This is a genomic window from Streptomyces sp. NPDC051987 (assembly GCF_040680735.1).
Classification (GTDB): Bacteria; Actinomycetota; Actinomycetes; order Streptomycetales; family Streptomycetaceae; genus Streptomyces.
The window spans coordinates 42,246-59,726 of sequence record NZ_JBFAXI010000012.1 but is presented as its reverse complement, the minus strand read 5'-3'; the positions used below and the strand labels follow the sequence as shown (position 1 = coordinate 59,726).

Below are 17,481 nucleotides of genomic sequence, written 5' to 3'. Positions count from 1 at the left end.
GTCCCGTTGCTGAACCCGCGTCAAGTAAGGTGCGGGCATGGCCCCCAATCCGACGGAGCGCACCCGGCGCAGGCTCAGCACCGCGGAACGCCGTGAACAGCTCCTCACGGTCGGGGCCAGGCTCTTCTCCGAGAGTCCCTACAGCGACGTGTGGATCGAGCAGGTCGCCGAGATCGCGGGTGTCTCCCGGGGTCTGCTGTACCACTATTTCCCGACCAAGCATGACTTCTTCGCGGCGGTCGTGGCGCGGGAGAGTGAGCGGATGCTGCGCATGACGGCCGCCGAGCCCGGTGTGCCGGCCCGGGAGCAGCTCACCGCGAGCCTGGACGTCTACCTCGACTACGTCCACACCCACGCGCACGGCTTCCGGGCGTTCCACCGCGCCGAGGCCTCCGGCGACCAGGCCGTGCGCCGGGTCTACCGGCAGGCGCTGGCGGCCCAGGAGCGCCAGATCCTCGCCGCCCTGGCCGCCGACCCCGAGTTCGGCCCGGCGCTGGAGCGGCGCCCGGACACCCGCCTCGCGGTGCGCGGCTGGCTCGCCTTCACCACCCATGTCTGCCTGGAGTGGCTGCGCACCGAGGAGCTGACGCGGGAACAGGTGCGCGACCTGTGCGCACGGGCCCTGCTGGGTGTCCTCTCCTGAGCGGACGGACGGCCGCGGCCGCCTGCTGTCCGCGGACTGCATGCCACGCACCCCGGGTCGTGAGTCACCTCGGACCTGACCCACCTTGACGTGGACCGAGGGAGCAGCGCAAGAAAGGCACCGTGCGGTGCGTCCCGCGCAACGGCGTCACCAGTCGCCGTCCTCCACCGGCGTGCCCTGTGCGTCCTTCAGGGGAACCACCTGGCCGGGGGACGGCTGCTGCCAGGGCTCCAGGTCGGCGCCGAGCCAGTCGCCGACCGGCCTGACCGCCTCCAGGGTCTCCGGAGCGGCGAGATCCCCGGCGTCCTGGTCGTAGTAGTCGTACCAGGGCAGGCCCGCGCGGGTGTACGCGGCCCGGTCCGCCGGCGACGGCGGGGGCGCCTCACCGGTGATGCGCTGCCACTGCGGGGGCGTGACGAGGTGGACGAAGACGCGGCCGGCCGGGGTCTCGGCCCAGTCCCGCAGCGGGCGCTCGTCCAGGTACACCTCCTGGCGCATCGTGCCGCCGACCCCCAGCCCCATCGCCGCCGGGGCCGACCTTCGGCTCCGGGTCGCCCGTGCCGATCCCGGCGCGGCCGCCGCCATGGGCGGTGCCGCCCCGAAGGCGCCGGCCGCCCGGGAGCCGCGCGTCCGCTCCCGGCTCAGCCGCTGGCGCCGCAGCCGCTCCTGCCTGTGGTACTCGGCGAGTGCCTCCTCGGACAGCGGGAAGGACTGCAGCTGCACCCCGCCCCACACCTCCTCGCCGGTGACCTGGCCCTCGACCGTCGCCCCCAGGCCGAGCGGCACCGCCACGAACTGGCGGACCGTGCCCGTCCCGGAGTTGATGCCGTCCAGCCACGGCTGGCGGGGGAGCGTCAGGTAGTTCTGCGGCCGCTGCGAGAGCCGGTCGCTCCACGGCCTGCCGGACACCGCGCACACCTTGCCCACCCCGACCTGGAGTGCCGCCGGCCGCGTCGTGCCCGCGAAGCTCAGCCACATCGCCTCGCGCAGGTACACCGGAAGCATCACCCCGCCCCGCGCCCGCCACTCGGCCGGAACCGTGTCGGGGTGGTCGGCCACCCGCCGGACCGGGAACTCGCCGAGCCCCGGTGGCAGCGGATGCGTGCCCGTCTCCGGCAGCCGCAGGGTGCGCACGAACCGCACCGCCACCCCGCCCGGCAGCCGCAGCGTGTTCCCGTCGATCCGTACCGCCGTGTCCGTCATCGGCGTGCCCCCTTCCCCCTCTGTGACGGAGAACGCCTCGCAGCACCGCCCTGGTTCCGCCGCAGTCGCTCCGGCACGCCCACGCGCTCCCTCAGCCAGGTCAGCCACGGCCGCTTGGCCCGCTGCTCGCCGGAGACCCGGTCCAGCTCCTCCAGCAGGCGGCGGGTGCGGTGCTCGGTGTCCAGCTCGTCGAGGAGCCGGTTGACCTCGGTGAGGACGGCGCCCAGCAGCTGCCAGTTCCGGTCGTCGCGGTGGATCTCCTCCCGGAGCAGGTCGGCGAGCTTGTCGCGGGTGCCGACGGCGGTGTGCAGCTCGGCGGCCAGCCGGTCCTCCGCCGACTCGGCGTTCTCGCTGATGCTGGTGGTCACCAGGACCGCGAAGCTCACCACCGCGTCGGCGACCTGGGACAGCAGCTGCTCGACGGCCGCGCCCGTGTCCGAGGCGAACAGCGGCTCGGGTTCGCGGGCCTTGGCGAGGTCGGTGAAGGTCCGGGCCAGCACGCGCAGCACGACCGTGCAGATCTCCAGCGTGTCCAGGCCGGTGCGCAGCACCACCCGGTGCAGCAGGCCCTCCCTGACCCGTGGATTCAGCCGCAGGCTGTCCTCCGCCTGCCGCAGCGCCGCGTCCACCTCGATGATGGCGTGGTCCAGCCGGCGGGCCTCGTGCAGCCGTGCGGCGGCTTGCTGCCAGGGCATGATCTCGGCCGCCTCCTCGCCCATCCGCAACATCAACTGCCGCAGCCGTCGGGCCAGGCCCTCGATCGACTCGCCGGCCGCGTCCACCCACACCGGGGGCGGGAGCAGCAGGTTGCAGCCCATGCCGACGACCGCGCCGATCAGGGTCTCCACGATCCGCGCCCACGCGGTGCTGCTGATGGTGGTGACCCCGAGCACCAGCATGGCGCTGATCGCCACTTCCGGGATGTACTCGTCCACCCGCACCAGATGCCCCACCCCCAGTGAGGCCACGATCAGCAGGGCCAGGCTCCACCAGGTCAGCCCGACCAGCTGGCTGAAGGCGATGGCGACCAGCACACCGGCCACCACCGCGTTGACCCGGCGGAAACCGTTGGTCAGGGTGGCGTACAGGGTCACCTGGACGACCAGCAGCGCGGTGAGCGGAGCGGTGAGCGGGGCCGGTTCCGGGCTCAGGTGCAGCGCGACGACATAGGCGATCGTGGCCGCGGTGGCCGACCGCAGCGTCTGGACGACCACCGGGTCCCGGTGTCGGCGCAGCAGCCGCGAAAGCCCCTCGGCCCACTTCCGTACGTGTTGCATTCTTTGGCCTGTTCCCGCTCCCGTGTCACGCCGAACGTATTGTCCACAGATCACTCTCGCGCCAGGGTCCGGCTGACCAGAGTGGATGACGTGGCGTCCCTCACCCCGAGCGCCGCGCGGATCCCGCGCGGTACCCGAATCGGCCGGCCCCGCCCCCCGGCCCGCGCCGAAACGGCCGTGACCGGGCCCGCGGTGATCGGTTAGGGTCGGCCGGCATCGGACGGGGGCGGCGGGGGCTCCCGGCGGAGACGGGGGCAGCCCGATGGGACGCGCGGGCGCCGGGGCGGCACGGGGGGCTGCGGCACTGCGCCATGTGGCCGCACGGTCCGCGGGGCCGCCGCTCGACCCCGGCCTGCGCATCACCCTGAACTTCCACCCCGACCGGCTCTCGGCCGGTCTGCCGATCCTGGAGGCGCTCGCCCGGGACGGCGCCTACCATTCCCAGTTCGTCACCGGCACCAGCAACGGCGGGCTCACCGCGCACCCCGGCGGCGACCGCCGGCGCTGGGAGAGCCGGATGTTCGGCGGGACCTACGACGACGCCGACCCGCACGAGCGGCCGGTGTACGGAGCGCTGAACTTCCGCCGCCAAGTGGTCGGCGCGGCCCCCCGGTTCGGCTCCTCGCACCTGCGCCTGGCCGGGCCGGTCCTGCACCGCGCCACCTTCTGCTACCCCGACAGCGCGGCCGAGCCGACGGACTTCGGGGTGGCGGCCGGCACGCACCTGCTCGCGCTGGCCGAGGCCGACGAGCGGGACGCCCTCGACGACTACATCGAGACCCAGGTGCACGGCGGGGTGCGGCTCGACCGGGACGTCGAGGCGCTGGTGCTCGACGCCTGCTACCGGGGCACGCCCGTGGCGGTGGCCGCCGGCCGGCTGCCGTTCCCGGTCGAATGGCACCCCGGCTACCGGCTCACCGTGCCCGACCTGCGGCGGCACGCCGGCTACCGGGGCCCGGAGTACGCCGAACTCGGCGCCGCGATCGCCGAGCAGGGCGTCGTCGACCCCCGGATCATCGGTGCCGCCGCCCGCACCGGCCGGTACGGGATCCAGGACCTCAAGATGGTCTGGCACACCCTGGCCCGCTTCGGTGCCCCGGAAGGTGCGGGCACCGCCCGCTCCGCGGGGCCGGCGGCCGCCGCACGGCCTGAGCGCGCCGTCCGGGAAGATTCTGGCGAATCGCTCGACTCCCTGGTGGCGGACGGCCGTTCTGTGCAGGATGGACACGTGTCGAGCTGATCGACGCCGACCGCGCCCGCGCGGCGCCTCCCGCATCCGCCTGTTCTCCCGACCCCCTTCACTCACATCGTGAACTAAGGGTTGGGAAAATATCGCTTCCCGCCCCCTGAAGGAGTATGTTGCAGGTCGGGCAGGGTTCGTGAAGGGAGCCACATGGCGGGGCGTAACGGGCGCACGGTGCGCGACCTCAGGAGGGCCAACCGCACGGCCGTGCTGCAGCGGCTCTATTTCGACGGCCCGCTCAGCCGCTTCGAACTGGGCCCGGCCACGGGCCTGAGCTCCGGCTCGGTGAGCAACGTGGTCGCCGACCTGGTCGCCGACGGCCTCGTCGAGGAGGCCGGCAGCGTCGACTCCGACGGGGGCCGCCCCCGCACCCTGCTCCGCGTCGCCCCGCACAGCGGGCACATGATCGGCGTGGACGTCGGCGAGACCCGGGTCCGGGTCGAGCTGTTCGACCTCAACCTCACCGAACTGGCCCGCGTCGAGCGCCCCTTGGAGCAGCAGGGGTACGACGTGGAGGTGATCGTCGGCCACATGCGGGACGGCATCGACGAGGTCCTCGCCACCGAGGGCGCCTCGCCCGAGCTGCTCCTGGGCGTCGGCGTCGGCGTCCCCGGCATCGTCGAGCACACGGAGGACCGGGGCGCCGTCGTGCACGGCCAGACCATCGGCTGGCACGCCGTCCCGCTGGAGGAGCTGCTCCGCACCGGCTGCCGGCTCCCGGAATCGGTGCGGTATTTCATCGACAACGGCGCCAAGACCCTGGGCCAGGCCGAGATGTGGTTCGGCGCCGGGCGCGGCGCGGACAACGCGGTCGTGGTGCTCTTCGGCTCCGGTGTCGGCGCCTGCCTGGTCACCCCGGACGTGGAGAACGGCCGGGCGGTCGAATGGGGCCATCTGACCGTACGGGTCCGGGGCCGCCGCTGCCGCTGCGGTGCGCTCGGCTGCCTGGAGGCCTACGCCGGCGCCGAGTCGCTGCTCGCCCGCTGGCGCGAGGAGGGCGGCCGGCCGGCCGAGGGCCTCGACGAGGAGTCCGCGCTCACCGCGATGCTCGCCGCCGCCTATCCGCCGGAGGGCACCGAGCCCGACCCCGTCGCGCTCGCCGTCCTGGAGGAGACCGCTGAGTACCTGGGCGCCGGCCTCTCCGACCTGATCAACCTCTTCCAGCCCGAGCGGATACTGATCGGCGGCTGGGCCGGACTCCAGTTGGGCGCCCGCTTCCTGCCCGCCGTACGCCGGTACGCGACGACGTACGCGCTGCGCCACCCCGCCGAGCGGGTCACCATCGACCTCGGCCGGCTCGGTCCGGACGCGGTCACCGTCGGGGCGGCGATCCTGCCCCTCGCCGACTTTTTCGGCCGCGGCGGCCGCCGTGCGCAACCGGTCACCGAGGACCGGCTCCCCGCCTGGCGCACGGCCTTGGAGGAGCGCAGCCCACGCTGAGCCGACGTTTCGCCCGGTTCCGTCGCGGTACTCGCCTGTCGCCCGGAACGAGGGCCTCGGAACGACGCGAGGGGAGTACGCCGTGGGCGGCAAGCAGGACGGCAAGCCGGTACCCCGGGATCTGCCGGACCAGCAGGCGGGACCCGGCCAGGACCCGTGGGAGGCCGCGGAGAGCCGACAGCCGCAGGAGGACACCGACGGGGGCGCCCCCCAGACGGAGCCGGTCGAGAACCCCACCCCCGACGAACCCTCGGCCTGACCCACCCCACCCGACACCACCACGTGCGTGCCCCGCCAGGGGCGCGGCGAACCACGCGCCCAGCCCCGACGGCGCGTGCGTGCCCCGCCAGGGGCGCGGGGAACTGCGCGCCCGGCCACGACGGCGAGGCGCCCGGCGACGCTACCTGTGTGCCCCGTCAGGGGCGCGGGGAACTGCGCGCCCAGCCACGACGGCGCGGCGGCCGACGACATCGCATGCGTGCCCCGTCATGCGCGCCCAGCCACGACGGCGCGGCGGCCGATGACATCGCGTGCGTGCCCCGTCAGGGGCGCGGGGAACTGCGCGCCCGGCCACAACGGCGCGGCGCCCGGCAACGCCACGTGTGGGCCCCCTCAGGGGCGCGGGGAACTGCGCGCCCAGCCACCACCGCGCCGCAGCCGACGTACGGCCTGCACACCGCACGTCGGCCCCCAGGCCTTAGCCGACCTTGCGGCCCCGCATCGGCTCCGTCGGTGCCCCCGCGCCGTCCCGCATGCCCGCCAGGAACTCCTGCAGCACCTCGGTGGAGGTGCGGCTCGGCCGCCAGCCCAGTTCCTCGTGGGCCCGGCCACAGTCCATCAGCGGCAGCCGCAGGACCGCGTCGAAGAGGTGCGGCGAGGCCGGCAGCAGGTGCAGCCCCCACGCCGCGGCGATCGCCGACCGGGCCGCCGTACGCGGCAGCCGGACCGGACGCGCGCCGAACAGCTCGCCCAGCACACCCGCGTCCAGCGGCGGGTCGGCGGCCAGGTTGAAGGCGCCCCGGACGTCGGTGGCCAGGGCCAGCCGGAACGCCTCCGCCGCGTCGTCGGTGTGCAGCGCCTGCACCCGCAGGCCGGGCACGTCCGGCAGGAAGTGCAGCAGCTCGGGCCGGGCGAGCGGGCCGGGCAGCAGCCGGCCGCCGAAGATCCGGCGCTGCTCGCTCGCCGACTCCCGCTTGAACAGGAACGCCGGGCGCATCCGCACCACCCGCACCTCGGGATGGTCGCGCTCGAAGACGTCCAGCGTCCGCTCCAGGTACGCCTTCTCCCGGCAGTAGGCGGCGTCCGGCCAGCCGTGCGTCGGCCAGGACTCGTCCACCGCCCGGTCCTTGGGACCCGGCGCGTACGCGCCGACGGAGGAGGCGTGCACCAGCACCGGCACCCCGGCAGCCGCCACCGCCTCGAACACCCGGATGCCGCCGAGGACGTTGGTGCTCCAGGTCCGCGCCGGATCGCGGGTCGGCTGGAACGCCCAGGCGAGATGGACCACCGCGCCGGCGCCCGCGAACAGGTCGGCCAGCGGTGCCTGCTCGGAGCCGATGTCGACCCGTGAGAACCGCGTCATCGGCGGCGCCTCGCCGGGGGTCCGCCGGGCCAGTCCCAGGACCGAGCCGACGCCCGGGTCGTCGGCCAGCGCGCGCAGCACACTCGTGCCGATGTTTCCGGTGGCTCCCGTGACCACGATCTTGCGGGACGCTGAGGTGTTCACCTTCGGCTCCTCTCGCGGGCGGATCCGCCCCGGGTACCCGGGTGCCGGGGCCGGCACACCGGGCGCCTCAGGCGAACGCGTTCACGCCGGTCAGCTGCGCCGACAGGTCCCACAGCCGGGCCGTCTGCTCCGGGTCGACCGCCCAGGACCGCACACCGGCCGTCTCGCCCTCCGCGGCGGGTTCGGCGATGCCGCAGTCCTCCAGGTACACCCCGCCCATACCGGCCAGCTGCGGCGAGGTGGCCGCCCAGGTCTGGGTGGCGGCGCCCTGCTCGGGCGTCTTCAGGCCCGCGACCTCCAGCGGGTTGCCCTGTTCGTCCACCCGGCCACGCCAGATCTTCTCCGCGAGCGGGATGTGCCGCTGGAGCGGGGTCATGATGCCGCCGGGATGCAGGGCGAAGGCCCGTACGCCCGCGTCGCGGCCGAGCCGGTCGAGGTGCACGGCGAACAGCTCGCCGTCTCAAGCGGACGCTTCCGGGGCCCGGGGAACCGCCCCCGGACAGGGGAGAGCCCCGGCCGCGACGGGGGATTCGCGGCCGGGGCGGCCTAGGGGATGGGCGCGGACGGCGGTCGCCTCGCGGCGAAGGGCTCCACAGGGCTTCAGCCGGACGATCGTCCCTGTGGGCAGATGGTGAGGCCCGGGGACACTGTCCCGTCCGTGCCCACGGCTGGTTCAACGGACGACCGCCGCCGGCTGTTCCGGCCCGGCAGGTGATGCCGGTCACCCGGCGGCGAAGGGGCTGTCCGCCAGCGATTCGAGCAGGTCGGCGGGGTCGGCGTAGATCTCCTCGGCGCCGGCCGCCACCAGGTCCGAGCGGGGGATCCCGCCGCACAGGACCCCGACACAGCGCACCCCGGCCTTGGTGCCGGCCCGCATGTCCCACACCGTGTCCCCGACGAACACCGCCCGGTCCGCCGGCACGCCGGCCAGCTCCAGGGCGTGTTCCACCGGCTCCGGCGCCGGTTTGCCCTGGGTCACGTCATCGGCGCTCGCGGTGGCGGCGATGGCGTCGTCGGCGTCGATGGCGCGGCGCAGCGCGGCCAGTTCGGGGCCGCTCGCCGAGGTGGCCAGCACCACCCGCCAGCCGTCCTGGTGCAGCCGCCGCAGCAGTTCGCCGGCGCCCGGCAGCGGCGCCAGCCGGTCGAAGAACTGCCCGTACAGCGCGGTGTGCGCGGCACTGAGCTCGTCGTCCTGGCCGGTGTCGCGGTCCTCACCGAGGAGATGGGCGATCAGGTCGTCGGAGCCGAGCCCGACGGAGTGGTGCACGGCGTGCATGGGGATCCGGTGACCGGCCTGCCGGAAGGCCTCCCACCAGGTCGTGACGTGCAGGTGGTTGGTGTCGACGAGTGTCCCGTCGACGTCGAACACGGCGGCCCGGTCCATCGCGCGGTGCCCCTTCCTGTCGTTCGGTCCGTTCGGTCCCGGGTACCGCGTCAGGCGCCGCTCACGCGCGCCGGGAGCCGTCCTTCCCGGGTCCAGGCCAGCAACTCCTCGGCTGACCAGGCGGTCACCACCCGGCCGGCGGGCACCGCGCACTCCTCGGCGCGGGCACAGCCGAGGATCTGCCAGTCCAGCTGGCCGGGGGCGTGGGCGTCGGTGTCGATCGAGAACAGCACCCCGGCGTCCACGGCCCGGCGCAGCAGCCGGCGGGGCGGGTCGAGCCGCTCGGGGCGGCTGTTGATCTCCACGGCGGTACCGGACTCGGCGCAGGCGGCGAACACCTCGTCGGCGTCGAACTCCGACTCCGGCCGGCCCCGCCCGGTGACCAGGCGGCCCGTGCAGTGGCCGAGGACATCGGCGTGCGGATCGCGGACGGCGGTCACCATGCGCCGGGTCATCGCGCGGGCGTCCATCCGCAGTTTGGAGTGGACGGAGACGACGACCACGTCGAGCCGCTCCAGCAGCTCCGGCTCCTGGTCCAGCGAGCCGTCCTCCAGGATGTCGCACTCGATGCCGGTGAGCAGCCGGAACGGCACCCAGGAGGCGTTGAGCCGCGCCACCACGTCCAGCTGTTCCCGCAGCCGTTCCGGGGACAGCCCGCGCGCCACGGTGAGTCTCGGGGAGTGGTCGGTGAGCACCGCCCACTCGTGCCCGAGGGCCGCCGCGGTACGGCCCATCTCCTCGATCGGGCTGCCGCCGTCGGACCAGTCCGAGTGGAGGTGGCAGTCCCCGCGCAGCAGCTCCCGCAGCCCGGACCCGGGACCGGTGGCGGGTTCGGCCGCCTCTTCCTCAAGTACGCGCAAATATCCGGGCAAATCTCCGGCCAGCGACTCGTGGACCACCTGGGCCGTCTTCGGGCCCACGCCCCGCAGCGACTCCAGCGTCCCGGCGCGTGCCCGCGCGGCCACCTCGTCGGAGGGCAGGGCGGCCAGCACCCGGGCGGCGGTGCGGAAGGCGCGGACCCGGTAGGTGGGCGCCAGCGACCGTTCCAGCAGGAAGGCGATGCGTTCCAGCGCCTCGACGGGGTCCATGGCCACCTCCACCGTCAGGGTGACTCAGGCCGGTCACTTCCGCCCGGGGAGATCTACCCTCGATTGCATGACCGAGATAGCGAGCCCGTTCATCTCCCAGCCGCGGATCCTGGTGCTCGGGGTCATGACCGGCAAGCCCGGCGCCCCGCCCTTCCGCATCGTGGAGATCGACGGTGAGGTGGTCTGCAAGGCGCGCACGATCACGGACGTGCTGGAGGTCGCCGCCTCCTACGGCATCAAGGTCCACGACCTGGACGATCCGGCCGTGGTCCGCTGGGTGGGCGGGGACAAGTTCACCTGGACGCCCCGCCCGTCGCGCCGCTAGGGGCGAGCCCTTGGGCTCAGCCGACCGTCCACTTCTGGTTGGCGCCGCCGGTGCAGGTCCAGATCTGCAGCCGGGTGCCGTTGGCCGGGTTGTTGCCGGTGACGTCCAGGCACTTGTTCGCCTGCGGGTTCACGATGTCGTGCGCCGAGGAGACGGCCCACCTCTGGGCGGCCGTGCCGTTGCAGTCGTAGAGCTGGACGGCCGTGCCGTCCGCCGTGCCGCCGCCGGTGACGTCCAGGCACTTGCCGAGCGCGCGGACGGTGCCGTCGCCGCCGACCGTCCACTGCTGGGCGGCGGTGCCGTTGCAGTCGTAGAGCTGCACGGGCGTGCCGTTGGCGGGGTTCGCACCGGCCACGTCCACGCACTTGCCGGCCAGGCCCTTGATCGCGACCCCGGCCGCGCTGTCACTGGTCGTCACGGACACCGAGTCCACGACCAGCTGCGCCGGGAAGGCGGTGGAGCCGTCCGGGTCGCCGGGCCAGTAGCCGCCCACGGCCAGGTTCAGGATCAGGAAGAACGGCTTGTCGAACGCCCAGGTGTTGCCGCCCACGTCGGCGCGGGTGCGGGTCTCGTAGACGGTGCCGTCGACCGACCACGTGATCGACCCGGGTGCCCAGTCGACCGCGAAGGTGTGGAAGCCGTCCGCGAAGGCCTGGCCGTTCGGCAGTGAGTAGGCCGCGCCTATGCCGTTGGAGCCGGAGTAGCCGGGGCCGTGGATGGTGCCGTGCACGGTCGACGGCTCGTAGCCGACGTTCTCCATCACGTCGATCTCGCCGGAGTTCGGCCAGCCCGCCGACCCGATGTCGGTGCCGAGCATCCAGAACGCCGGCCACATGCCCTGCCCGCGCGGGATCTTCATGCGGGCCTCGACGTGCCCGTACTGGGCGCTGAACTTCCCGGCGGTGTTCAGCCGGGCCGAGGTGTACTGGCAGGTGCCGTACCAGCACTGGTAGTCGGCGGGGTTCTCCTTCCTGGCGGTGATGACCAGGTGCCCCTGGCCGTCGAGGGCCGCGTTGTGGGTGCCGGAGGTGTAGTACTCGCGCTCGTGGTTGTTGACGTTGTCGCCGGTCTCCAGCGTCCACTTCGAGGAGTCGACCGGCGAACCGGCGGGTCCGTCGAAGGTGTCGGAGAAGGTCACGGCGGCCGCGCTCGCGTCGGCGGACGGGGGCGCGGCCGCCGCACGTGCGGGGCCGACGGCCGCCGTGGCGACCAGCGCAGCGGAGAGTGCGGCGAACAGACATCTGCGGAGCGATCGTGGGGAGGCCACGGCTGTTCCTTCCGGCCAGGGTGGGGGGTGAAGGCGTCGCCTCTTGATTTAAGGAGTGAGATAAGGGGGCGTCAAGAGGTTGGTACGGACCACTGTGCGAAAACGGGTGTCGGCCGGTGGGGACGGATCACGCAGTTCCCCGCGCCCCCATCAGGGGCGCGGGGAACTGCGGGAGCAACCGCCCACAAGCCGCGGGTGCCCGCCGGACCGGACCCGGCCGTCCCGCCGGCTCAGCCCTTGGGCTTGCGGGCGTGCACCGCCCGGCCGAGCCGCCGGCCCAGCAGCAGCCAGCCGACCAGCGCCCCCGTCGTGTTGAGGATGACGTCGTCCACGTCGAACGCCCGGCCGGTGACCAGCGCGCCCTGCGCCAGTTCCACCAGCAGCATCACGATCGCGGTCAGCAGCAGCACCCGCAGCACGCCCCGGGCGCCGGGCGCGAGGACCGGCACGAGGATCCCGAACGGGACGCCGAGCAGGATGTTCCCGCCGATCTGCTTCACGGCGTCACGGAACCCGGGCTGGTCCAGATAGATCTTGAGGGTGGCGCCGGGATGCAGGTTGGTGTGGGCGATCGACACGGACGCCGGGGACGGATCCAGGGTCAGATCGGCCAGGACGACGGCGAAGGCGACCATCGCGGCGAAGGCGCAGGCCATGGCCAGCAACCGCAGGGGGAGGGGGAGCGGGCGACGCTCGGTGCCGGTCCTGGCGGCGGAGGCGTCCGCCTCACCCGCCGCGCGCTTCCTGCCGAGGAGGGTCTTCCGGGCGGCCGGTTCCGCCGTGCCGCCCGCCCCGCGCGCGGTGGCCGTCCCGCCGGCCGCGCCGGAGCCACGCCGCCTGCCGAGGAAACCGGTCCTCCCGGCCTCCCCGGGCGCCGTGCCGCCCGGAGCGGCGGCGCCGCCCGCCGTGCCGGAGCGGCGCAGCCTGCCCAGGAGACCCGTCTTCCCGGTGACCGCCGGCTCGGCCGTGCCGCCCGGTCCGGCGGTGTCGCCCCCGGTGCCGGAACGGCGCACCCGCCCGAGGGTGCCCTTCTTCCCGCTACCGTCTCCCTTCGCGGCGGCGCCCGGCTGGTCGCCGCGGACGCCGACGACGCGTGCGGCCCTGCCGAACAGCCCCGCCCTCGTGCCCGTGTCCCCGTCCCTCTTCGTCTCCTCGGTGGTCTCGCCCTTGGTGCTGCGCAGGCGCGAGGCGGCGCTGGCCATTCAGTCCTCCACTCTCCCCAACCTTGCGGCGTGGTAGCCCAGTTACCCCCGAAACGCCGAGCGATGCCGGGTCCCGGGCGGCGGCTGGAGCAGACCGCTGGTTTCCGGGCGCGCTCCCTGGGCACTCCGGCTGCGTTCCCGCGTGCCGCCGCCCCCGGCGACGGTCGCGGTGCTTGGATGCACGAGCGGCGAAGAAGCGACGAATCGGACATGGCGCCGCACGGCGACCGAGGAGGCGGCGTATGACCAGGCGCACGGCGCTCGGCGCCGCGGCCGAACTGCTGGCGTGGTGGGCCGTTCTCGCCCTGCTCTGGCTGGTGTTCGTCAGCACCGTCGACACCCTGGAGCGGATCGTCGGCGCGAGCGCGGCGGCGATCGGCGCGCTGGTGGCACGGGCCGGCCGGCGGGCGGTGGACTGGCGGTGAACGGCTGGATCCTGGCGGCGACCGTGCTGCTCGCGGCGGGCGCGGGCACCGCCTTGTGGGGCGTGGCCACCGGCCCGCTGAGCCGCCGCGTGGTCGCCCAGAACCTCTCCACCTCGGTGGTCTGCGCGAGTCTGCTGCTGCTCGCCCAGGGCTACGACCGTACGTCCTACGTCGACCTCGGCCTGCTGCTGGCCGTGCTGGGCCCGGTCGGCACCCTGGTCTTCGCCCGGCTGCTCGCCGACGACCTGGCGGACGACCGGGCCGCCGCCTGGGGCCTGACCTGGACCACGGTCGGGGTGGACGCGGCCGTCGTGGTGGCCCTGTGCGTGGCGACCGGGCCGGGCCGGGCGATGGTGAAACTCCTGGTGATCGGGGCCCTGCTGACCGGCGGGAACGTGGTCGCCTCCCGGGCGCTGTCCGGCGGCTTCCGGGGGGTGCGCGGTGGCTGACGCGGTGATCGCCGTGGCCCTGCTGCTCACCGCGGGCGCGGCCACCGCGGCCGTGGCGACCCGCGACCCGGCCCGCCAGGCCCTGGTGCTGTCCCTGCTCGGGCTGTTCCTCGGCGTCGTGTTCACCGTGCTCCAGGCCCCCGACGTCGGCCTCTCCCAGCTCGCCGTCGGCTCGGCGCTGACCCCGCTGCTGATCATGCTGTCGGTGCGCAGGGTGCGGCGGCGCGGGAAGGAGGACGAGAAGTGAGCCGCTCCTTCCGGCTCCGGGTGCTGGCCGTCGGCGGCGCGGGCCTGGCGGCGCTGCTGGTCGCCGCCTGCTTCGACCTGCCCGGCTTCGGCGGCACCCGCCACCCCTACGGCGACCGCGCCGTGCGTGCCTCCCTCGCCCGGCACACCGCCAACGTCATCTCCTCCGTCAACTTCGACCAGCGCGCCTACGACACCCTCGGCGAGATGAGCATCCTCTTCGCCGCCGTCCTCGGCTGCGTGGTCCTGCTCCGCCAGAACCAGGACGAACACCGCGCTCGCCCGGAGCCCACCGAAGTGTCCGTGCCGGTCCGGCGCTACGCCCTGCTCGTGCTGCCCGTCGCCCTGGTCACCGGCCTGTACGTCATCGCGCACGGTCAGCTCAGCCCCGGCGGCGGCTTCCAGGGCGGGGTGGTCGCCGCGACCGCGCTGCACCTGCTGTACCTCGGCGCCGACTACGGCGCCCTCGAACGCGTCCGCCCCATCGGTGTCTTCGAGGTCGCCGACTCCCTCGCGGCCTGTTCCTACCTGGTCCTGGGCCTGGCCGGCGTCCTGGCGGGCACCGCCTTCCTGGCCAACACCCTGCTGCCGTACGGCACCTTCAACACGCTGTCGTCCGGCGGCACGGTCCCCTTGCTGAACGCGGCCATCGGCATGGAGGTGGCGAGCGCGGTCGTGGTGCTGCTCGCCCGCTTCCTCGACCAGGCCGTCGAGATCGAGGAGGAGAACGCGAATTGAGCCCGCGGTGACACACTCCGTGCTGCACGTCTTCCCCTACCTGGTCGCCGTCTGGATCTTCCTGACCGGCTGCTACGGCCTGGCCACCAGCCGGAACCTGATCCACGCCGTCGGCTGTCTGGCCGTCGTCCAGTCCTCGACCTACGTCCTGCTGCTCGCCGTCGGCTACCGCGACGGCGGCACCGCGCCCGTCTTCTCCGACCTGAAGCCGGGCAGCCGGCCGCTGGTCGACCCGGTCGTGCAGGCCCTCGCCCTCACCGACGTGGTGGTGGGCGCGACCGTGACCGCGCTGCTGCTCGCGCTCGTCCTCCAGATCGCCAAGCGGCACGGCACGGTCGACCCCGACGAACTGACGGAGCTGCGCGGCTGATGCACCACCTGCTCCCGCTGCTCGCGGCCGGCCCCCTGCTCGGCGCCACCCTGCTGGTGGCCGCGGGGCGCCGGCTGCCCAGGGTCGTCGCCGAGAGCTTCGCCTGCGCGGTCTGCGCGGGCACCTGCGCCCTCGCCCTGGTCCTGCTGCTGCACTCCTCGCCCCCGCTGACCGAGTGGGTGGGCGGCTGGCTCCCGGTCCACGGGGAGAGCGTCGGAATCCTGGTGGTCGGGGACGGACCTGCCCTCGGCATGGCCGCGCTCGTCTCCCTGCTGACGCTCGCCGCCCTGGTGTACTCCTGGCACTACTTCGAGGAGCCGCCACGCGGCCACGCCGGCTCCTACCCGGCGCTGATGCTGGCCTTCCAGGCCGGCATGTGCGGGTTCGCCATCGCCGGCGACCTGTTCAACATGTTCGTGTTCTTCGAGCTGATGAGCGTGGTCGCCTACGCGCTGACCGGCTACCGCATCGACGAGGCGAAGGCGGTGCAGGGCGCGCTGACCTTCGGCGTGGTCAACTCCCTCGGCGCGTACGCGATGCTGACGGGCATCGGACTGCTGTACGCCCGCACCGGCGAACTGGCCCTGTCGAGGATCGGCCGCGGCCTGGACGCCCACGGCCGCCCCGACGCCCTGGTCCTCGCCGCGTTCGTGCTGGTGCTCACCGCGCTGCTGACCAAGGCCGCCGCCGCCCCCTTCCACCTCTGGCTCCCCGACGCCCACGCCGTCGCCCCCACCCCGGTGTGCATGCTGCTCTCCGGGGTCATGGTGGAACTCGGCGCGTACGGAGTGTGGCGGGTGTACGGCACGGTCTTCGCCGGACCCGGCGGCATCCCGGCGGCCGACCTGGAGCGTGCCCTGGTCGTCCTCGGCGTGCTCACGGCCGTGGTCGGCGCGGTGATGTGCTGGCACCAGCGGCACATCAAACGGCTGCTGGCCAACTCCACGGTCGCGCACACCGGGCTCTTCCTCGTCGCCCTGGGCGTCCTCACCCCCGAGGGCGACGACGGGGCCGCGCTCTACATCCTCGGGCACGCGGGCGTGAAGGCCGCCCTGTTCGCGTGCACGGGCATCCTGCTGGACCGCTACGGCAACGTCGACGAACGCGCGCTGCACGGGAAGGGCCGCGATCTGCGCACGGTGGGCGTCCTGTTCGGCGTCGGCGGGCTGGCCCTGGCCGGGCTGCCGCCGTTCGGCACCGGCATCGGCAAGGCGGTCGCCGAGGAGGCGGTGGGCGGACCGCTCACGGTGCTGTTCGTCCTCGCGTCGGCGGTGACGGCGGGCGCGGTGCTGCGGGTCGGCGCCCGGGTCTTCCTCGGCCTCGGCGCCCCGCCGCCTCAGGGCGCCGCCTACGAGACCACCGGGACCGGTGAGGAGCCCGAGACGGAGGGCAGGCTGGGCCGGATCCCGGTCACCATGACCCTCGTCCCCGCGGTCCTGCTGGCCGGCGCCCTCGCCGTCGGTGTCGCCGTCGGTGTCGCCCCCGGCTTCCCCGAGGTGCTGTCCCGAGCCGTCACCGCGGCCGGAACGGGCGGGACCCCGGCCGCCGTCCACTGGACGACGGCCGGGGTCCTGCTGGGCTGTCTCTCCACCCTCCTCGCCGTGGGCCTCGCCGCCCTTGCGGTCATCCGCCCCGGCCTGCTGGTCGCCCCGGACCGGGCGTTGCCGCTGCGCCGGCTGCAGTCCGGGCACATCGGGGACTACGTGGCCTGGCTGCTGGTCGGCGCGGCCGCGCTGGGCGCGCTCGCCCTGCCCGCGGTGCTGGGCGGCTGAGCCGGCGGCACCGCGGGGGCGGTCACACCGTCCCGTAGGACACGTGCACCTCCGTGAAGCCGAGGGAGTGCAGCAGCCCCTCCAGCATGTCGGTGGTGTTGGTCTCGGCCCGGGTGGTCAGCCCGCTGTCCTTGGCCGCGGTGTCGATGTGCTTCACGGCCAGCTTCTGCACCGCCTGCTCGCTGTTGGGGTTGTCGGAGAACAGGTCGCCGAGCCGGTCGAGCAGGCCGCGCTGCTTGGACACGGCGTAGGAGTGGTCGGGGTCCAGCGTCGCCTTGCCCAGCTGCGCGTGCGGCAGCCGGATGGTGGCCTCGGTACGGTCGCCGTTGACCGTCACGTCCTTCTGGGCGATGCGGCCGAGGTCGACATAGGCGTCGACCGTGCCCGCCCCGACGTACAGGGTGCGGGTGCCGCGGATCGCGCTGGGCAGGTACTTGGCGTCCTTCTCCAGGTCCACGACGACCTGGAAGTTGCCGGAGGCCGCGTCGTAACGGCTCATGTCCTGGATGGACTTGAGCAGCGCCGGGCCGGTGTTGTCGCGCGTCTCCGTGCCGAACAGGTCCTTGATCCCGGGCAGCACCGCCAGTTTGATCCCGGCGAACAGCACCACGAGCACCAGCACCAGCGCGGTGACCAGTTTCGCCCAGCCGGGCATGCGCCGGGGCCGGGCCGTGACGGGAGCC

Annotated in this window: 18 protein-coding genes and 2 pseudogenes; 11 read left to right on the top strand and 9 right to left on the bottom strand. The window is 74.0% G+C overall.

Annotated elements, in window-relative coordinates:
- Positions 1-37 precede the first annotated feature (37 nt).
- Entirely contained in the window at positions 38-643 is a 606-nt protein-coding gene (locus AB0M11_RS09720) for a TetR/AcrR family transcriptional regulator (RefSeq protein ID WP_365703230.1), read from the top strand.
- Between the two features lie 147 nt (positions 644-790).
- On the opposite strand, the gene AB0M11_RS09715 is transcribed toward AB0M11_RS09720, so the two are convergent.
- Positions 791-1,846 carry a hypothetical protein gene (locus AB0M11_RS09715; RefSeq protein WP_365703228.1) on the bottom strand — a complete coding sequence of 352 codons (1,056 nt, stop codon included), beginning with the start codon at positions 1,844-1,846 and terminating at the stop codon, positions 791-793.
- Complete coding sequence (locus AB0M11_RS09710; RefSeq protein ID WP_365703226.1) at positions 1,843-3,123, bottom strand: FUSC family protein; 1,281 nt, start codon at positions 3,121-3,123, stop codon at positions 1,843-1,845. The genes AB0M11_RS09715 and AB0M11_RS09710 overlap by 4 nt, the downstream gene beginning before the upstream one ends.
- Positions 3,124-3,385: 262 nt before the next feature.
- Here AB0M11_RS09710 and AB0M11_RS09705 point away from each other — a divergent pair, with 262 nt between their 5' ends.
- The 3 genes from AB0M11_RS09705 (at position 3,386) to AB0M11_RS09695 (ending at position 6,065) form a co-directional block, all read left to right on the top strand.
- Positions 3,386-4,363, top strand: a complete 978-nt coding sequence (locus AB0M11_RS09705) for a DUF3626 domain-containing protein (RefSeq protein WP_365703224.1) — start codon at positions 3,386-3,388, stop codon at positions 4,361-4,363.
- Between the two features lie 153 nt (positions 4,364-4,516).
- Entirely contained in the window at positions 4,517-5,806 is a 1,290-nt protein-coding gene (locus AB0M11_RS09700; RefSeq protein WP_365703222.1) for an ROK family transcriptional regulator, read from the top strand.
- A gap of 82 nt (positions 5,807-5,888) precedes the next feature.
- Positions 5,889-6,065: a hypothetical protein gene (locus AB0M11_RS09695; RefSeq protein ID WP_365703220.1), complete on the top strand. Its 177-nt coding sequence runs from the start codon at positions 5,889-5,891 to the stop codon at positions 6,063-6,065.
- 438 nt (positions 6,066-6,503) lie between these two features.
- Here the strand turns inward: AB0M11_RS09695 and AB0M11_RS09690 are convergent, their stop codons facing one another.
- The 4 genes and pseudogenes from AB0M11_RS09690 to AB0M11_RS09675 all read right to left on the bottom strand — a co-directional run bounded on the left by AB0M11_RS09690 (position 6,504) and on the right by AB0M11_RS09675 (position 10,004).
- Entirely contained in the window at positions 6,504-7,532 is a 1,029-nt protein-coding gene (locus AB0M11_RS09690) for an SDR family oxidoreductase (protein WP_365703218.1), read from the bottom strand.
- A 67-nt stretch (positions 7,533-7,599) separates the two neighbouring features.
- Positions 7,600-7,983 (bottom strand): annotated as a pseudogene (locus tag AB0M11_RS09685) (oxidoreductase); the annotation flags it as partial.
- Positions 7,984-8,253: 270 nt separating this feature from the next.
- Positions 8,254-8,916 (bottom strand): HAD family hydrolase, encoded by a 663-nt coding sequence (locus tag AB0M11_RS09680; protein WP_365703216.1) that lies wholly within the window; start codon positions 8,914-8,916, stop codon positions 8,254-8,256.
- Positions 8,917-8,966: 50 nt separating this feature from the next.
- The gene (locus AB0M11_RS09675) at positions 8,967-10,004 is read right to left on the bottom strand and encodes a PHP domain-containing protein (RefSeq protein WP_365703214.1); all 1,038 of its coding nucleotides are present in this window, start codon (positions 10,002-10,004) and stop codon (positions 8,967-8,969) included.
- Positions 10,005-10,071: 67 nt separating this feature from the next.
- Between AB0M11_RS09675 and AB0M11_RS09670 the strand changes: the two genes are divergently transcribed.
- Positions 10,072-10,329 (top strand): hypothetical protein, encoded by a 258-nt coding sequence (locus tag AB0M11_RS09670; protein WP_365703213.1) that lies wholly within the window; start codon positions 10,072-10,074, stop codon positions 10,327-10,329.
- A 16-nt stretch (positions 10,330-10,345) separates the two neighbouring features.
- On the opposite strand, the gene AB0M11_RS09665 is transcribed toward AB0M11_RS09670, so the two are convergent.
- Positions 10,346-11,596, bottom strand: coding sequence for a family 16 glycosylhydrolase (locus AB0M11_RS09665; RefSeq protein WP_365703211.1), 1,251 nt, complete (start codon positions 11,594-11,596; stop codon positions 10,346-10,348).
- Between the two features lie 127 nt (positions 11,597-11,723).
- Positions 11,724-12,285, bottom strand: a pseudogene (locus tag AB0M11_RS09660) (VanZ family protein); the annotation flags it as partial.
- Positions 12,286-13,040: 755 nt separating this feature from the next.
- Between AB0M11_RS09660 and AB0M11_RS09655 the strand changes: the two are divergent.
- From AB0M11_RS09655 to AB0M11_RS09630, 6 genes are read left to right on the top strand one after another with little or no spacing between them, the layout of a single operon-like run.
- Positions 13,041-13,223 (top strand): hypothetical protein, encoded by a 183-nt coding sequence (locus AB0M11_RS09655; protein ID WP_365703210.1) that lies wholly within the window; start codon positions 13,041-13,043, stop codon positions 13,221-13,223.
- Positions 13,220-13,672 (top strand): monovalent cation/H+ antiporter complex subunit F, encoded by a 453-nt coding sequence (locus AB0M11_RS09650; RefSeq protein ID WP_365703208.1) that lies wholly within the window; start codon positions 13,220-13,222, stop codon positions 13,670-13,672. The genes AB0M11_RS09655 and AB0M11_RS09650 overlap by 4 nt, the downstream gene beginning before the upstream one ends.
- Positions 13,665-13,919, top strand: coding sequence for a hydrogenase subunit MbhD domain-containing protein (locus tag AB0M11_RS09645; protein ID WP_365703206.1), 255 nt, complete (start codon positions 13,665-13,667; stop codon positions 13,917-13,919). Before AB0M11_RS09650 ends, AB0M11_RS09645 begins: the two co-directional genes overlap by 8 nt.
- On the top strand, positions 13,916-14,656 hold the full coding sequence (locus tag AB0M11_RS09640) for an MnhB domain-containing protein (RefSeq protein ID WP_365703204.1): 741 nt from the start codon (positions 13,916-13,918) through the stop codon (positions 14,654-14,656). Before AB0M11_RS09645 ends, AB0M11_RS09640 begins: the two co-directional genes overlap by 4 nt.
- Before the next feature lie 19 nt (positions 14,657-14,675).
- The gene (locus tag AB0M11_RS09635; protein WP_365703350.1) at positions 14,676-15,026 is read left to right on the top strand and encodes a sodium:proton antiporter; all 351 of its coding nucleotides are present in this window, start codon (positions 14,676-14,678) and stop codon (positions 15,024-15,026) included.
- On the top strand, positions 15,026-16,798 hold the full coding sequence (locus AB0M11_RS09630; RefSeq protein ID WP_365703202.1) for a complex I subunit 5 family protein: 1,773 nt from the start codon (positions 15,026-15,028) through the stop codon (positions 16,796-16,798). The genes AB0M11_RS09635 and AB0M11_RS09630 overlap by 1 nt, the downstream gene beginning before the upstream one ends.
- A gap of 22 nt (positions 16,799-16,820) precedes the next feature.
- Here the strand turns inward: AB0M11_RS09630 and AB0M11_RS09625 are convergent, their stop codons facing one another.
- The gene (locus AB0M11_RS09625; RefSeq protein ID WP_365703348.1) at positions 16,821-17,453 is read right to left on the bottom strand and encodes a DUF4230 domain-containing protein; all 633 of its coding nucleotides are present in this window, start codon (positions 17,451-17,453) and stop codon (positions 16,821-16,823) included.
- Between the last annotated feature and the right edge of the window lie 28 nt (positions 17,454-17,481).

What these genes read in the sequence shown, in the direction of transcription:
- AB0M11_RS09705 (WP_365703224.1), top strand. Translation starts at nt 3,386, where the DNA reads ATGGGACGCGCGGGCGCCGGGGCGGCACGGGGGGCTGCGGCACTGCGC.
- AB0M11_RS09710 (WP_365703226.1), bottom strand. Translation starts at nt 3,123, where the DNA reads ATGCAACACGTACGGAAGTGGGCCGAGGGGCTTTCGCGGCTGCTGCGC.
- AB0M11_RS09715 (WP_365703228.1), bottom strand. Translation starts at nt 1,846, where the DNA reads ATGACGGACACGGCGGTACGGATCGACGGGAACACGCTGCGGCTGCCG.
- AB0M11_RS09680 (WP_365703216.1), bottom strand. Translation starts at nt 8,916, where the DNA reads ATGGACCGGGCCGCCGTGTTCGACGTCGACGGGACACTCGTCGACACC.
- AB0M11_RS09630 (WP_365703202.1), top strand. Translation starts at nt 15,026, where the DNA reads ATGCACCACCTGCTCCCGCTGCTCGCGGCCGGCCCCCTGCTCGGCGCC.
- AB0M11_RS09670 (WP_365703213.1), top strand. Translation starts at nt 10,072, where the DNA reads ATGACCGAGATAGCGAGCCCGTTCATCTCCCAGCCGCGGATCCTGGTG.
- AB0M11_RS09700 (WP_365703222.1), top strand. Translation starts at nt 4,517, where the DNA reads ATGGCGGGGCGTAACGGGCGCACGGTGCGCGACCTCAGGAGGGCCAAC.
- AB0M11_RS09655 (WP_365703210.1), top strand. Translation starts at nt 13,041, where the DNA reads ATGACCAGGCGCACGGCGCTCGGCGCCGCGGCCGAACTGCTGGCGTGG.
- AB0M11_RS09625 (WP_365703348.1), bottom strand. Translation starts at nt 17,453, where the DNA reads ATGCCCGGCTGGGCGAAACTGGTCACCGCGCTGGTGCTGGTGCTCGTG.
- AB0M11_RS09675 (WP_365703214.1), bottom strand. Translation starts at nt 10,004, where the DNA reads ATGGACCCCGTCGAGGCGCTGGAACGCATCGCCTTCCTGCTGGAACGG.
- AB0M11_RS09720 (WP_365703230.1), top strand. Translation starts at nt 38, where the DNA reads ATGGCCCCCAATCCGACGGAGCGCACCCGGCGCAGGCTCAGCACCGCG.